The sequence below is a fragment of the Thermomonas sp. S9 genome, from assembly GCF_024704365.1.
Lineage (GTDB): Bacteria > Pseudomonadota > Gammaproteobacteria > Xanthomonadales > Xanthomonadaceae > Thermomonas.
Genome location: NZ_JAJDFY010000001.1, coordinates 1,483,529 through 1,497,750 on the forward strand (window position 1 = coordinate 1,483,529; position 14,222 = coordinate 1,497,750).

A 14,222-nucleotide genomic window follows, 5' to 3' on the forward strand; every position below is an offset into this window, starting at 1 on the left:
TGATCGGACATACAGGCATTGTCCGCATGCGCGCCGGCGCCGTCCATCGGCCGGCTTCGTATAATCGCCGCATGCCAACCCAGCCAGACAAGCCGCAGCACTCGCAGTCCGACCACGGGGTGGCGGTGGCCCCGGCGCGCCCGGAGGTGACCCGGCCGCCGCTGTACACCGTCCTGCTGCTGAACGACGACTACACCCCGATGGACTTCGTGGTGGACGTGCTGATGCAGTTCTTCGCCCTGGACCTGGAAAAGGCCACCCAGGTGATGCTGCACGTGCATACGCGCGGACGCGGTGTGTGCGGGGTGTACACCCGCGAGATCGCCGAATCCAAGGTGGCCCAGGTCAACGAATACGCCCGCCTGAACCAGCATCCGCTGCTGTGCACGATGGAACGCAGCTAGCCCGTCCGGGGGCTTGTGCCGGCGGGGAATGCGCCTTACATAGGAAGCACGCGTCCCCCCCAAGAGCCTCCCCCATGTTCAGCAAGGATCTCGGCAAACCATCGGCCAGTGCTACAAGCGCGCCCGCGAAGCGCGCTACGAGTTCATGACGGTCGAACACCTGCTGCTGGCGCTACTGGACAACCCGTCGGCGGAGGCGGTGCTGCGCGCGGTCAACGCTGATCTGCCGCGCCTGCGCGACGAGCTGGAAAACGCGATCGAGGTTTCGGTCAACCGCCTGCCCGAGGACGACGGCCGCGACACCCAGCCCACGCTGGGCTTTCAGCGCGTGCTGCAGCGCGCGGTGTACCACGTGCAGTCCTCCGGCAAGAAGGAAGTCACCGGCGCCAACGTGCTGGTGGCGATCTTCGGCGAGAAAGACTCGCACGCCGTCTATTTCCTCAACCAGCAGGACGTGCACCGGCTGGACGTGGTGAATTACCTCTCGCACGGCATCTCGCGCCAGGACGAGGAGCCGGGCCAGCCGGCCGCGGATGGCGAGGCCAAGCCCGAGGGCGGCGAGGGAGAAGGAAAGTCCGACCCGCTGGCGGAATTCGCCAGCAACCTCAACGCGCTGGCCGCGGCCGGCAAGATCGACCCGCTGGTGGGCCGCGCCGAGGAGATCGAGCGCACCATCCAGGTGCTGTGCCGCCGGCGCAAGAACAACCCGCTGTACGTGGGCGAGTCCGGGGTGGGCAAGACCGCGCTGGCGGAAGGCCTGGCCAAGCGGATCGTGGACGGCGAGGTGCCGGAGGTGCTGGCCGAGGCGGTGATCTATTCGCTCGACCTCGGCGCGCTGGTCGCCGGCACCAAGTACCGCGGCGACTTCGAGAAGCGTCTGAAGGGCGTGCTGGCGGCGCTGAAGAAGCAGCCGAACGCGATTTTGTTCATCGACGAGATCCACACCATCATCGGCGCCGGCTCGGCCAGCGGCGGCACCATGGATGCCTCCAACCTGATCAAGCCGGTGCTGGCCAACGGCGAGCTGCGCTGTATCGGCTCGACCACGTTCCAGGAATACCGCGGCGTGTTCGAGAAGGACCGCGCGCTGGCGCGGCGCTTCCAGAAGATCGACATCGTCGAGCCGACGGTGGGCGAGGCGGTGGAGATCCTCAAGGGCCTGAAGGCCAAGTACGAGGCCCATCACGAGGTGGCCTACGCCGACGACGCCATCCGCGCCGCAGTGGACCTGTCGGTCAAGCACATCGGCGACCGCCTGCTGCCGGACAAGGCGATCGACGTGATCGACGAGGCCGGCGCCCGCCAGCGCCTGCAGCCGCCGGAGGTGCGCAAGCACGTGATCGACGTGGAGGAGATCGAGACCATCGTGGCGCGCATGGCGCGCATCCCGGCCAAGCAGGTCAGCGCCTCCGACAAGGACGTGCTGCAGCACCTGGAGCGCAACCTGAAGATGGTGATCTTCGGCCAGGACCCGGCGATCGAAACGCTGGCCAGCGCGATCAAGCTGGCGCGCTCGGGCCTGGGCAATCCGGACAAGCCGATCGGCAGCTTCCTGTTCGCCGGCCCCACCGGCGTGGGCAAGACCGAGGTGACCCGTCAGCTGGCGATGCAGCTCGGGATCGAGCTGATCCGCTTCGACATGAGCGAGTACATGGAGCCGCATTCGGTGAGCCGCCTGATCGGCGCGCCGCCCGGCTATGTCGGTTTCGACCAGGGCGGGCTGCTGACCGAGAAGATCGTCAAGACGCCGCACTGCGTGCTGCTGCTGGACGAGATCGAGAAGGCGCATCCGGACATCTTCAACATCCTGCTGCAGGTGATGGACCGCGGCGTGCTGACCGACACCAACGGACGCGAGGCCAATTTCCGCAATGTGGTGCTGGTGATGACCACCAACGCCGGCGCGACCCAGGCGGCGCGGCGCAGTATTGGCTTTACCAAGCAGGACCACAGTCCGGACGCGATGGAGGCGATCCGGCGCGGCTTCACGCCGGAGTTCCGCAACCGGCTGGATGCGATCGTGCAGTTCCAGGCGCTGGGCTTCGAGCACATCCTGCGGGTGGTGGACAAGTTCCTGATCGAGCTGGAAACCCAGCTGCAGGAAAAGAAAGTCATGCTGACGGCCACCGCGGCCGCGCGCGAATGGCTGGGCCAGCAGGGCTTCGACCCGCTGATGGGTGCACGCCCGATGGCGCGCCTGATCCAGGACAAGATCAAGCGCCCACTGGCGGACGAGCTGCTGTTCGGCAAGCTGCTCAACGGCGGCCGCGTGACCCTGGACGTGGTCGATGGCGAGCTGGCGCTGGACGTGCAGGCCGAGCCGGAGAAGCTGCTGCCGGCGGTGCTGGCGTAAGCGCGGATGCCGGCGGCGCAGGTCGAGCTGCGGAGGATCGCCGACCTGGCCGCCGAGGCGCGGGCGCAAGGGCTTGAGTGGCTGACGCCTGCCGAGCGGGAGCGGTTGCGGGCGATCACCGCGCCGGCGCGGCAGGCGGCCTTCCTGGCGGGGCACTGGCAAGCGAGAGCGCGGGTCGCGCAGTGGCTGGGGCTGGCGCCCCACCGGATCGAATGGGCCACGGAGGCGCAGGGCCGCCCGCGGCTGTGCCTCGCAGGCGAGGCGCTGCCGCTGCATGTGTCCTTGAGCCATAGCGGCGACTGGCTGGCGCTGGTGCTGGCAGAGGTGCCGGTGGGGATCGACCTGGAATTGCCGCGGCGTGCGCGTGACTGGAGCGCGCTGGCGGCATTCGCCTTTGCCCCGGAAGAGTGCGCGCGCGTGGCGGAAGCCGGGGTGTCGATGCGCAAGGCGTTGTTTCATCGCCTGTGGGCGCTGAAAGAAGCGCACGCCAAGCGCAGCGGACAGGGACTGGGCGTGCGCGCTGCGCGCGCGCTCTGCGCCAGGCCGGCGGCAGCAGCGTTCGCCGACGCCTGGACCTGGGATATCGGCGCTGGCGCGCTGGCGCTGGCCGGCGCGCCCGGAGTGCAGGTGCAGTGGCTGGCCTGGGAGTGGGCGGATCCGCCGGCTGCCCCGGTGGGCTGGCATTACGTCGGCCCGTATGCTCGCGGCCGGGATTGACCCGGCGACGGGTTCCCAATATCTTGTGGCTGTCGGTTCCGTCGGCCACAAGCTGTCGGATGAAAAGGGAAGCCGGTCCACGTGCGCAGGCACGGAATCCGGCGCTGCCCCGCAGCGGTAGGTGGAGACGAGGTCGCGGCGACCACTGGGACGGCGGTCCCGGGAAGGTGCGACCGAGGTGACGGCAGGGCCGTCGCATCCACGAGCCCGAAGACCTGCCGACAGCCGCGCGAAGCACGCCGCGCGGTGCCGGCCGCGGAATCTCCGGGGGAGATGGCCGGTGCAGCAGGGGCCGTCTGCGTGCCGTCGGTGCGCAGGTCTCAGCCCATGCGACACCGCGCCGTCAGCCTTGGGAGCTCCGATGCCATCCGCGCCTGCGAGGGACAGGCCCGGGGTTCGTGCATCACGCATGGAGATCCCAACGATGTCTGCATCCGATGCTGCTGCGCTGGCCGCCGCGCCTGCCGCGCCCGCGTTCGACCTCACCCCGCCGCCCACCGCCACCGGCATGCGTGTCACCAAGCGCAACGGCCACAGCGAGCCGGTGGACCTCAACAAGATCGTGCGCGCCATCACCCGCGCCGCCGAAGGCCTGCACGCGGTGGAGCCGATGCGGGTGGCCACCCGCACCATCTCCGGCCTGTACGATGGCGCGACCACCGCCGAGCTGGACGAGCTGTCGATCCGCACCGCCGCGCTGCTGACCGGCGAGGAGCCCGAATACGGCCGCCTTGCCGCGCGCCTGCTGGCCGGAGTGATCGCCAAGGAAGTGGCGGGGCAGGAAATCCACGCCTTCTCGCAGTCGGTGCAGCGCGGCTTCGATGTCGGGCTGGTCAACGAGCGCCTGCTCGGCTTCGTGCAGGCCAATGCGCGCAAGCTCAACGACGCCATCGATCCCGCGCTGGATCGCGAGTTCGACTATTTCGGCCTGCGCACCCTGTACGACCGCTACCTGCTGCGCCATCCGCACACCCGCAAGGTGATCGAGACGCCGCAGCAGTTCTGCATGCGCATCGCCTGCGCGCTGAGCCAGGACGTGGGCGAGGCGGTCGCGCTGTACCAGGGCATGGCGCATCTGGAGTACCTGCCATCCAGCCCGACCCTGTTCAACGCCGGTACCCGCCACGAGCAGCTCTCGTCCTGCTTCCTGCTGGATTCGCCGCAGGACTCGCTGGAATCGATCTACCAGCGCTACGGCCAGATCGCGCAGCTGTCCAAGTTCAGCGGCGGCATCGGCGTCAGCTACAGCCGGGTGCGCGCACGCGGGGCGCTGATCCGCTCCACCAACGGGTTCAGCAACGGTATCGTGCCGTGGCTGAAGACGCTGGATGCCTCGGTCGCCGCGGTCAACCAGGGCGGCAAGCGCAAGGGCGCAGCCTGCGTGTACCTGGAAACCTGGCACGCCGACATCGAGGATTTCCTGGAGCTGCGCGACAACACCGGTGACGAGGCGCGGCGCACGCACAACCTCAATCTCGCCAACTGGGTGCCGGACCTGTTCATGCGCCGGGTCGAAGCCGACCAGCCGTGGTCGCTGTTCGACCCCGCGCAGGTGCCGGAGCTGGTGGATCTGTACGGCGACGACTTCGAGCGCGCCTACGCGCAGGCCGAGCAGCAGGGCAAGGCAGTGCGCCAGCTTCCGGCGCGCAAGCTGTACGCGCGGATGATGCGCACCCTGGCCGAGACCGGCAACGGCTGGATGACCTTCAAGGACAAGTGCAACCGCGCCTGCAACCAGACCGCGTTGCCTGGAAACGTGGTGCACCTGTCCAACCTGTGCACCGAGATCCTGGAGGTCACCTCCGACGCAGAAACCGCGGTGTGCAATCTCGGTTCGATCAACCTGGCGCGGCATTTCGATGCCGAGGGCCAGTTCGATTTCGAAAAACTGGCCGAGACCGTGCGCATGGCGGTGCGCCAGCTGGACCGGGTGATCGACCTCAATTTCTATCCGGTCGAGCCGGCGCGTCGCGGCAACCTGCGCTGGCGCCCGGTGGGGCTGGGCTGCATGGGCCTGCAGGACGTGTTTTTCCGCCTGCGCCTGCCGTTCGACAGCGAGTCGGCCCGCGCGCTGTCGCGCCGGATCGCCGAGGAAATCTACTTTCATGCGCTGGACACCTCCTGCGAGCTGGCGCAGGCGCTGGGCGCGCACCCGGCGTTTGCCGACACCCGCGCCGCGCGCGGCGAGCTGCAGTTCGACGCCTGGGACACCATGCCGGACGATCCGGGACGCTGGGATGCGCTGCGTGCGCGCATCCAGGCGCACGGCCTGCGCAACTCGCTGCTGGTGGCGATCGCGCCGACCGCGACCATCGCCTCGATCGCCGGCTGCTACGAGTGCATCGAACCGCAGGTGTCCAACCTGTTCAAGCGCGAGACGCTTTCCGGCGACTTCCTGCAGGTCAACCGATATCTGGTGGAGGAGCTCAAACGGCTGGGGCTGTGGACGCCGGAAATGCGTGATGCGATCAAGCTGGCAGACGGCTCGATCCAGGGCATCCCGCAGATTCCCGAGGTGCTGCGCCAGATCTACCGCACCGCCTGGGAGCTGCCGATGCGCAGCCTGATCGACATGGCCGCCGAGCGCGGCGCCTTCATCGACCAGTCCGCCTCGGTCAACCTGTTCATGGAAAGCCCGAACATCGGCGCACTGTCGTCGATGTACATGTATGCCTGGAAGCAAGGGCTCAAGACCACCTATTACCTGCGCTCGCGCCCGGCCACCCGGATCGCCAAGACCACCGTCGGCAGCTACACCCCGGCGCAGGCGGTGGCCTGCTCGCTGGAAAACCCGGAAAGCTGCGAGGCCTGCCAATGAACAGCGACCATTCCGCCATGCTGCTCGACCCGGGTTTCGACCTCACCCTGCGGCCGATGCGCTACCCGCAGTTCTACGAGATGTACCGCAACGCGATCCGCAACACCTGGACGGTGGAAGAGATCAATTTCGAGATCGACCTCGGCGATTTGCGCCACAAGATGACGCCGGCCGACCGCCACCTGATCCACCGCCTGGTGGCGTTCTTCGCCACCGGCGATTCGATCGTGGCCAACAATCTGGTGCTGAACCTGTACCGGCATCTCAACGCGCCGGAAGCGCGTATGTACCTGTCGCGCCAGTTGTACGAAGAGGCGCTGCACGTGCAGTTCTATCTGACCCTGCTGGACAACTACCTGCCGGACCCGGAGGAGCGCTTCCGCGCGTTCGCCGCGGTGGAGAACATCCCCTCGATCCGCAAGAAGGCCGAGTTCTGCTTCAAGTGGATCGACTCGATCCATGCCCTCGACCGGATCCAGACCCGCGCCCAGCGCCGCCAGTTCCTGCTCAACCAGATCTGCTTCGCGGCCTGCATCGAAGGGCTGTTCTTCTTCGCCGCGTTCGCTTACGTCTATTACCTGCGTTCGCGCGGACTGCTGCCGGGGCTGTCCTCCGGCACCAACTGGGTGTTCCGCGACGAGAGCTGCCATATGGAGTTCGCGTTCGAATGCGTGCGCACCATCCGCATGGAGGAGCCGGAGCTGTTCGACGAGGCCATGGAGCAGCAGGTGCGCGCGATGCTGGCCGAGGCCATCGAGTGCGAGCTGCAGTTCGCCGAGGACGTGCTCTCCGGCGGGGTGGCGGGCATCTCCACCCGCGACATGCGCCAGTACCTGCAGCATTGCGCCGACCAGCATTTCGAGCGCCTCGGGATGGCCCGCCAGTACCACGTGCGCAATCCGCTGCCGTTCATGGAGCTGCAGGACGTGCAGGAGCTGACCAATTTCTTCGAGCGCCGGGTGTCCGCCTATCAGGTCGGCGTGCAGGGCGAGGTGGCCTTCGATCATGCCTTCTGATGCCAGGCCGGTGCACGCGCACCTGCAGGAAATCGTGTTTCCCGACCACGCCAACCACCTCGGCACGCTGTTCGGTGGGCAGGCGCTGGCGTGGATGGACAAGGCGGCGTTCATCGCCGCCTCGCGCCACGCGCGGCGCACCGTGGTGACCGCGCGCTCCGAGCGGGTGGACTTCCGCCGCCCGATCCGGCAAGGGCAACTGGTGGAGGTGGAAGCGAGGATTGTCAGTGTCGGCACCAGCGCGATGCAGGTCGAAGTCGAACTGCACGCCGAGGATCTGCTGGCCGGCGAGCGCGTGCTGTGCACGCGCGGGCGGTTCACCATGGTCGCGCTGGACGCGCAGGGCCGGCCGGCCGCGGTGCCGCCGATCCCGGGGCATGGTCAGTCGCCGGCGTCGGGATGACGCGCCCGCCAGGCCGCCAACGCCTGGCGGTAGTGCTGAAGTTCCTCGGCGTAGAGGTCATGCACGCAGGGGTCGCAGCCGCTGTCGCAGCAGTCGCCGGGCAGTGGAGGCGTGGGCGGCATCGGGCGCGGATCGGGGTCCGGCGCGGTCGGCGGTGGCGTGCTCATCGCTTCAGGCCCCGCAGCGCGTCGGCCAGCGCGCGGTTGAACGGGGCTTTCGCCGGCTGCACCTGCGGCGTCGCGGGGCGCGGGCCGCGTGCGGCCTGGCCGTCGCGGCGCGTCTCGCCGCGTGCTTCGCCAACGGGATCATCCAGTCGGCGGGTAAGGGCGATGCGGCGGCGCGCAACGTCCACCTCCAGCACCTTCACCTTGACGATATCGCCGGCTTTCACGACGTCGCGCGGGTCTTTCACATAGCGCTCGGACAGCGCCGAGATATGGATCAGCCCGTCTTGATGCACGCCGATATCCACGAACGCGCCGAATGCGGCGACGTTGGTCACCACGCCTTCCAGCACCATGCCGGGGCGCAGGTCACGGATGTCCTCCACGCCGTCGGCGAACTGCGCGGCGCGGAACTCCGGACGCGGGTCGCGGCCGGGTTTTTCCAGCTCCTTGAGGATGTCGCGCACGGTGGGTTCGCCGAAGCGTTCATCGGTGAACTGCGCGGCTTCCAGCGAACGCAGGAAGGCGGTGTCGCCGATGATCTGCTTCACCGACTTGCCGCCGGCCGCGAGGATGCGCTCCACTACCGGATACGCCTCCGGGTGCACGGACGAGGCATCCAGCGGCTGTTCGCCGTCCATGATGCGCAGAAAGCCGGCGCACTGCTCGAACGTCCTCTCGCCCAGGCGCGGCACCTTCAGCAGCGCCTTGCGCGACGGGAAGAAGCCGTGCTGGTCGCGGTAGGCGACGATGTTCTCCGCCACCGTCGCCGACAATCCGGAGACGCGCGCCAGCAGCGGGGCAGAGGCGGTATTCACATCCACCCCGACCGCGTTCACGCAGTCTTCCACCACGGCATCCAGGCGCCGGGCCAGCTGGTACTGGTCCACGTCGTGCTGATACTGGCCGACGCCGATCGACTTGGGTTCGATCTTCACCAGCTCGGCCAGCGGGTCCTGCAGGCGGCGCGCGATCGACACCGCCCCGCGCAGCGAGACGTCGAGATCCGGAAACTCCTTCGCGGCCAGTTCCGATGCCGAATATACCGAGGCGCCGGCCTCGCTGACCACGAGTTTCTGCAGTGCGAGTTCAGGATGGCGCTTGATCAAATCGCCGGCCAGCTTATCGGTCTCGCGGCTGGCAGTGCCATTGCCGATCGCGATCAGCGCGACCCGATGCGCGCGGCACAGCGCGGCCAGGGTGGTGATCGACGCCTCCCACTGCCGCTTGGGTTCGTGTGGGTAGATGGTATCGGTGGCGACCAGCTTACCGGTGGCGTCCACCACCGCCACCTTTACGCCGGTGCGCAGCCCAGGATCGAGGCCCAGCACCGCCTTCGGGCCCGCCGGCGCGGCCAGCAGCAGATCCTTCAGATTGCGTCCGAAAATCTCGATGGCCTCGGTCTCGGCTTTTTCGCGCGCCTGGTTGAACAGGTCCAGCAGCAGGTGCATGTGGATCCGCGCGCGCCAGGCCAGGCGTACCGCATTGCGCAGCCAGGCATCTGCCGCGCGCCCGCGCTCGGCGATGCCCACGTGCCGGGCGATGCGTCCTTCGGCATAGGCATGCCCGGCTTCGGCATCCGCGCCGGGGTCGAGGTCGAGCTGCAGGATCTCCTCGCGCCGGCCGCGCAGCAGCGCCAGCATGCGGTGCGAGGGAATCTTCGCCAGCGGCTCGGCGTGGTCGAAATAATCGCGGAACTTCTCGCCCGCGGTCTGCTTGCCATCCACCACCTTTGCGCGGATCAGCCCTTCGCGCGCCAGCCAGTCGCGCAGCTCGCCCAACAGCGCGGCGTCCTCGCTCCAGCGTTCGATCAGGATCGCGCGCGCGCCTTCCAGCGCGGTTTTGACATCGGCGACACCCTTGTCGGCATCGATGAAACCGGCGGCGTACTCCTCTGGCACCTGATCTGGATTGGCCAGCAGGCCATCTGCCAGTGGCTCCAGCCCGGCTTCGCGGGCGATCTGGGCGCGGGTGCGGCGCTTGGGTTTGTAGGGCAGGTACAGGTCTTCCAGCCGTGCCTTGTTGTCGGCCGCCTCGATCTCGGCGCGCAGTGCGTCGGTGAGTTTGCCCTGTTCGGCGATGCTGGCCAGGATCGCTGCGCGCCGCTCTTCCAGTTCGCGCAGGTAGGCCAGGCGGATTTCGAGATTGCGCAGCTGGGTATCGTCCAGCCCGCCGGTCACTTCCTTGCGGTAGCGCGCGATGAACGGAACCGTGGCGCCTTCGTCCAGCAGCTTGACCGCGGCCTGCACCTGGGCAGGCCGCGCGCCGATGTCGGCGGCGATGGTGGTGGCGATCTTGTGGCTAGAAGCAGAAACGGCATCAGTCATGCGGCAGACTCGCGAGAACACTCTGCGTGCATTGTCGCCGCGCAGTTCGACCGGCGACAGCTTGACAAGCCAATCGCGGCGCACTCAATGGCCAGTCCGCTATGCGGACTCAAGCCGCGGGCATGCGCTGGTCGCGCCAGGCGGCCCCGATTGCGAGCGCGATCCCCAGCGTCGCCATGCCGGCGATATAGTGCACGGGCGCGGTCGGGCTGTCTTTCATCGCCAGGCTGAGCAGCACCGGGGTCAGGCCGCCGGCGATGGCGTAGGCGAGGTTGTAGGCCAGCGACAGCCCGGAGAAGCGCACCGCCGGGGAAAACCGCCGAGGATGATGGCGGGGATCATCGCGGTCAGGCCCACGGCGCTGCCGGCGAGTGCATACAGTGCGTGCGAATAGGCCCCGCCTTGCGCCTCGCGGTAGAACCACCAGAACGCCACGCCCAGCAGCAGGCTCCACAAGGCGAGCAGGCGGCCGGCGCCGAAGCGGTCGGCCAGCGCGCCGGCAACCAGGTTCGCCGCCATCGCCGCCAGCACCGCCAGCGCGTTGCCGGCCAGCGCGGCGTCGCGGCTGACCCCCATGCCCTGCAGGAAGGTGGGCATCATCAGGATCGTGACCACCACCGCGGCGGTCAGCAGCCAGGTCAGCAGCATGCCCAGCGCGATCGCGCCGGGATGGTCGCGTACCACCGCCTTCAGCGGCAGCTCCGCCGACAGCGCGCGTTGCTGCTGCAGTTCGGCGAACACGGGTGTTTCGTGCAGCTGGCGGCGCAGCCGCATCGCCAGCAGGCCGAACACGCCGCCCACCAGGAAGGGCAGGCGCCAGCCCCAGGCCATCAGCTGCGCCTCGTCCAGCATGGCGTTGACCGCGCGTGCCACCAGCGCGCCCAGCAGGATGCCGGCCAGCAGGCCCAGCGACAGCGAGCCGCAGGCGAGGTTGCGGTGCCGCGGCGAGACGTGTTCGCTGACGAAGACCCACGCGCCCGGCGCTTCGCCGCCGATCGCCGCGCCCTGCAGGATGCGCAGCGCGAGCAGCAGCAGCGGCGCCGCGACGCCGATCTGGGCATAGGTCGGCAGCAGGCCCATCAGCAGGGTGGGCAGCGCCATCAGCAGGATGCTCAGCAGGAACATCCGCTTGCGCCCGGTGAGGTCGCCGAAATGCGCCATCAGCACGCCGCCCAACGGGCGCGCGAGGTAGCCGGCGGCGAAGATGCCGAAGGTCTGCACCAGCCGCATCCATTCGGGCATGTCGGCGGGGGAAGAACAGCGCGCCCATGGTGGTGGCGAAGAACACGAACACCACGAAGTCGTAGAACTCCAGCGCGCCGCCGAGGGCGGACAGCACGAGCGTTTTGAGTTGCTGGCGCGACAGCCCTCCAGCCTGCGCGGGATGTGCCATGGAATCGATGGTGCCCATCCACCTAGCGTATGCGAACGCGGGCTTCAGGCGAACAGGTCGTCCTGGGCGCGGCTGCCGTCGGGTTCGGCAAACCCGGACAGGCCCACGCCGGCCAGCCGGTAGCGGGTCGCGGCGGGCAGGCCCACGCGCGCGCGCAGGGCGCAGGCGGTATCGGCCAGCGCCTGTTCCGAGGTCGGCGGCTGCGCTGCGGTCAGGCTGCGGGTGAGGGTGCGGAAGTCGGCGGTCTTGAGCTTGAGCACCACGGTGCGGGCCACCCGGTCCGGACGGCGCGTGCGTTCGCGCAGGTAGCCGGCCCAGGTCTTGCCCGCCAGCCGGCGCAGGTGCGGTTCCAGTGCCTCCAGCGGCAGGTCGTCGGGGAAGGTGTCCTCGCTGGAGACCTGCAGGGTGGGGCGCTCGGATTCCACCTCGCGTTCGTCGATGCCCTGCGCCAGCGCGTGCAGGCGCAGGCCCCAGCGCCCGAAGCGCGCCTGCAGCGCCTCCGCGCCGAACGCGCGCAGGTCGGCGCAGGTGGCGATGCCCAGCGCCGCCAGCTTGGCCTCCATCACCTTGCCCACCCCAGGCAGCTTGCCGACCGCCAGCGGTGCCAGGAATGCCTCCACCCTCGCCGGCTTGATGACGAACTGGCCGTCCGGCTTGTTCCAGTCGCTGGCGATCTTGGCCAGGAACTTATTGGGCGCGATCCCGGCGGAGGCGGTGAGCCGCGTTTCGTCGCGGATGGCGGCACGGATCTCGCTGGCGATGGCGGTCGCGCTGCCGAGGTCGCGCTTGGGTCGGGTGACATCGAGGTAGGCTTCGTCCAGCGACAGCGGTTCGATGCGCTCGGTGTAGCGCGCGAAGATGGCGCGGATCTGCCGCGACACCGCCTTGTAGCGGGTGAAATCCGGTGGCACGAACACCGCCTGCGGGCACAGCCGCTCCGCGCGCAGCGCGGGCATGGCCGAGCGGATGCCGAAGGCGCGCGCCTCGTAGCTGGCGGCGCATACCACCGAGCGCGCCCCGCGCCACGCCACCACCACCGGCCGCCCGCGCAGTGCAGGATCGTCGCGCTGCTCCACCGACGCGTAGAACGCGTCCATGTCCACATGGATGATCTTGCGTTGCGGGGCGCTCACTGCGCCATTGTAGGCAGGCTCACACCAGCCCGAAGGCGTAGTACAGCCCGATCACCACGAACACCGCCAGGGTCTTGACGCAGGTGATGGCGAAGATCTCCTTGTAGGCTTGGCGGTGGGTCAGGCCGGTCACCGCCAGCAGGGTGATCACCGCCCCGTTGTGGGGCAGGGTGTCCATGCCGCCGGAGGCCATCGCAGCGACCCGGTGCAGCACCTCCATCGGGATCCCGGCGGCGTGCGCGTTGGCGATGAAGGTGTCGGCCATTGCCGCCAGCGCGATGCTCATGCCGCCGGAGGCGCTGCCGGTGATGCCGGCCAGCGCGGTGACCGTCACCGCCTCGTTGACCAGCGGGTTGGGGATGCTGCCCAGCGCGTGCGCCACCACCAGGAAGCCGGGCAGGGCGGCGATCACCGCGCCGAAGCCGTATTCCGAGGCGGTGTTCATCCCGGCCAGCAGCGCGCCGCCGATCGCGGACTTGCTGCCTTCGGAGAATCCCGCCTTGACCGGCCGCCAGGCCAGCAGCAGCACGCAGGCGATGCCCGCCAGCAGCGCGCCTTCCACCGCCCAGATCGCCACCAGCTTTGAGGTTTCCTGCACCACCGGCGCGGGGTTGCCGATCACCGCCGGCACGAAGCGGGTGCTGTCGCCGTAATGCAGCGGGATCCACAGCGTCAGCAGCTTGTTCACGATGCCGACCACCAGCAGCGGCAGCACGGCGACCAGCGGGTGGGCAAGCCTGCCGCCGGTGAACGCGGCCGGCTCGTTCGCCAGCGTGGCGGCATCGCCATAACCCTCGCCGTTGCGCGCGGCCACCCGGCGCCGCCAGTCCAGGTAGGCCAGGCCGGTGATCAGGATGAACACGCCGCCCAGCGTGCCCAGCCACGGCGCGGCCCAGGTGGTGGTGCCGAAGAACGTGGTGGGGATGATGTTCTGGATCTGCGGCGTGCCGGGCAGGGCGTCCATGGTGAAGGTGAACGCGCCCAGCGCAATGGTGCCGGGGATCAGCCGCTTGGGGATGTTGCCCTGGCGGAACAGCTCGGCCGCGAACGGGTACACCGCGAACACCACCACGAACAGCGAGACCCCGCCGTAGGTCAGCAGCGCGCACACCAGCACGATCGACAGCATCGCCCGCTGCGCGCCGACCGCGCGGATGGTGGCCTGCACGATCGCCTTGGAGAACCCCGACAGCTCGATCAGCTTGCCGAACAGCGCGCCCAGCAGGAATACCGGGAAGTACAGCTTGAGGAAGCCGACCATCTTGTCCATGAACAGCCCGGTGAACATCGGCGCGACCAGCTGCGGATCGGTGAGCAGCACCGCGCCGAGGGCGGCCACCGGCGCGAACAGGATCACGCTGTAGCCGCGGTAGGCCACCAGCATCAGAAAGCACAGCGCGGCCAACACGATCAGAAACGACATGCCCATTCCCGGCGATGGATGCAGGGCTGCGAGTGTCCGGTCCCAAGGCGGGGGCGGCCCATTGTCCGAAC

Annotated in this window: 9 protein-coding genes, 2 pseudogenes and 1 riboswitch; of the genes and pseudogenes, 6 read left to right on the top strand and 5 right to left on the bottom strand. The window is 68.7% G+C overall.

Annotated features, from left to right (window positions below; translation table 11 throughout):
* The first annotated feature begins 71 nt into the window (after positions 1-71).
* The 6 genes and pseudogenes from clpS to LJB71_RS07385 all read left to right on the top strand — a co-directional run bounded on the left by clpS (position 72) and on the right by LJB71_RS07385 (position 7,711).
* Entirely contained in the window at positions 72-404 is a 333-nt protein-coding gene (gene clpS, locus LJB71_RS07360; RefSeq protein WP_259303674.1) for an ATP-dependent Clp protease adapter ClpS, read from the top strand.
* 74 nt (positions 405-478) lie between these two features.
* A pseudogene (clpA, locus tag LJB71_RS07365) lies at positions 479-2,757 on the top strand (ATP-dependent Clp protease ATP-binding subunit ClpA).
* Between the two features lie 6 nt (positions 2,758-2,763).
* Complete coding sequence (locus LJB71_RS07370) at positions 2,764-3,474, top strand: 4'-phosphopantetheinyl transferase superfamily protein (protein ID WP_259303675.1); 711 nt, start codon at positions 2,764-2,766, stop codon at positions 3,472-3,474.
* A 16-nt stretch (positions 3,475-3,490) separates the two neighbouring features.
* Positions 3,491-3,712: riboswitch (cobalamin riboswitch) on the top strand.
* Between the two features lie 186 nt (positions 3,713-3,898).
* Positions 3,899-6,292: a ribonucleoside-diphosphate reductase subunit alpha gene (locus LJB71_RS07375; RefSeq protein ID WP_259303676.1), complete on the top strand. Its 2,394-nt coding sequence runs from the start codon at positions 3,899-3,901 to the stop codon at positions 6,290-6,292.
* Positions 6,293-6,309: 17 nt separating this feature from the next.
* The gene (locus tag LJB71_RS07380; protein ID WP_259303677.1) at positions 6,310-7,308 is read left to right on the top strand and encodes a ribonucleotide-diphosphate reductase subunit beta; all 999 of its coding nucleotides are present in this window, start codon (positions 6,310-6,312) and stop codon (positions 7,306-7,308) included.
* Positions 7,298-7,711: an acyl-CoA thioesterase gene (locus LJB71_RS07385; protein ID WP_259303678.1), complete on the top strand. Its 414-nt coding sequence runs from the start codon at positions 7,298-7,300 to the stop codon at positions 7,709-7,711. The genes LJB71_RS07380 and LJB71_RS07385 overlap by 11 nt, the downstream gene beginning before the upstream one ends.
* On the opposite strand, the gene LJB71_RS07390 is transcribed toward LJB71_RS07385, so the two are convergent.
* The 5 genes and pseudogenes from LJB71_RS07390 to LJB71_RS07410 form a co-directional block, all read right to left on the bottom strand.
* Positions 7,690-7,878, bottom strand: a complete 189-nt coding sequence (locus LJB71_RS07390) for an oxidoreductase-like domain-containing protein (RefSeq protein WP_259303679.1) — start codon at positions 7,876-7,878, stop codon at positions 7,690-7,692. The genes LJB71_RS07385 and LJB71_RS07390 overlap by 22 nt on opposite strands.
* A complete protein-coding gene (locus tag LJB71_RS07395) occupies positions 7,875-10,202 on the bottom strand; it encodes a Tex family protein (RefSeq protein ID WP_259303680.1) in 2,328 nt (775 codons plus the stop codon). Before LJB71_RS07395 ends, LJB71_RS07390 begins: the two co-directional genes overlap by 4 nt.
* A 109-nt stretch (positions 10,203-10,311) precedes the next feature.
* A pseudogene (locus LJB71_RS07400) lies at positions 10,312-11,595 on the bottom strand (MFS transporter).
* 44 nt (positions 11,596-11,639) lie between these two features.
* The gene (gene dinB, locus LJB71_RS07405) at positions 11,640-12,728 is read right to left on the bottom strand and encodes a DNA polymerase IV (protein WP_259303681.1); all 1,089 of its coding nucleotides are present in this window, start codon (positions 12,726-12,728) and stop codon (positions 11,640-11,642) included.
* Positions 12,729-12,747: 19 nt separating this feature from the next.
* The gene (locus tag LJB71_RS07410; RefSeq protein ID WP_259303682.1) at positions 12,748-14,151 is read right to left on the bottom strand and encodes a GntP family permease; all 1,404 of its coding nucleotides are present in this window, start codon (positions 14,149-14,151) and stop codon (positions 12,748-12,750) included.
* Positions 14,152-14,222: the final 71 nt, after the last annotated feature.

Coding starts and splice junctions, on each gene's coding strand:
- LJB71_RS07375 (WP_259303676.1), top strand. CDS start 3,899: ATGTCTGCATCCGATGCTGCTGCGCTGGCCGCCGCGCCTGCCGCGCCC.
- LJB71_RS07410 (WP_259303682.1), bottom strand. CDS start 14,151: ATGTCGTTTCTGATCGTGTTGGCCGCGCTGTGCTTTCTGATGCTGGTG.
- LJB71_RS07380 (WP_259303677.1), top strand. CDS start 6,310: ATGCTGCTCGACCCGGGTTTCGACCTCACCCTGCGGCCGATGCGCTAC.
- LJB71_RS07395 (WP_259303680.1), bottom strand. CDS start 10,202: ATGACTGATGCCGTTTCTGCTTCTAGCCACAAGATCGCCACCACCATC.
- LJB71_RS07370 (WP_259303675.1), top strand. CDS start 2,764: ATGCCGGCGGCGCAGGTCGAGCTGCGGAGGATCGCCGACCTGGCCGCC.
- LJB71_RS07385 (WP_259303678.1), top strand. CDS start 7,298: ATGCCTTCTGATGCCAGGCCGGTGCACGCGCACCTGCAGGAAATCGTG.
- LJB71_RS07390 (WP_259303679.1), bottom strand. CDS start 7,878: ATGAGCACGCCACCGCCGACCGCGCCGGACCCCGATCCGCGCCCGATG.
- clpS (WP_259303674.1), top strand. CDS start 72: ATGCCAACCCAGCCAGACAAGCCGCAGCACTCGCAGTCCGACCACGGG.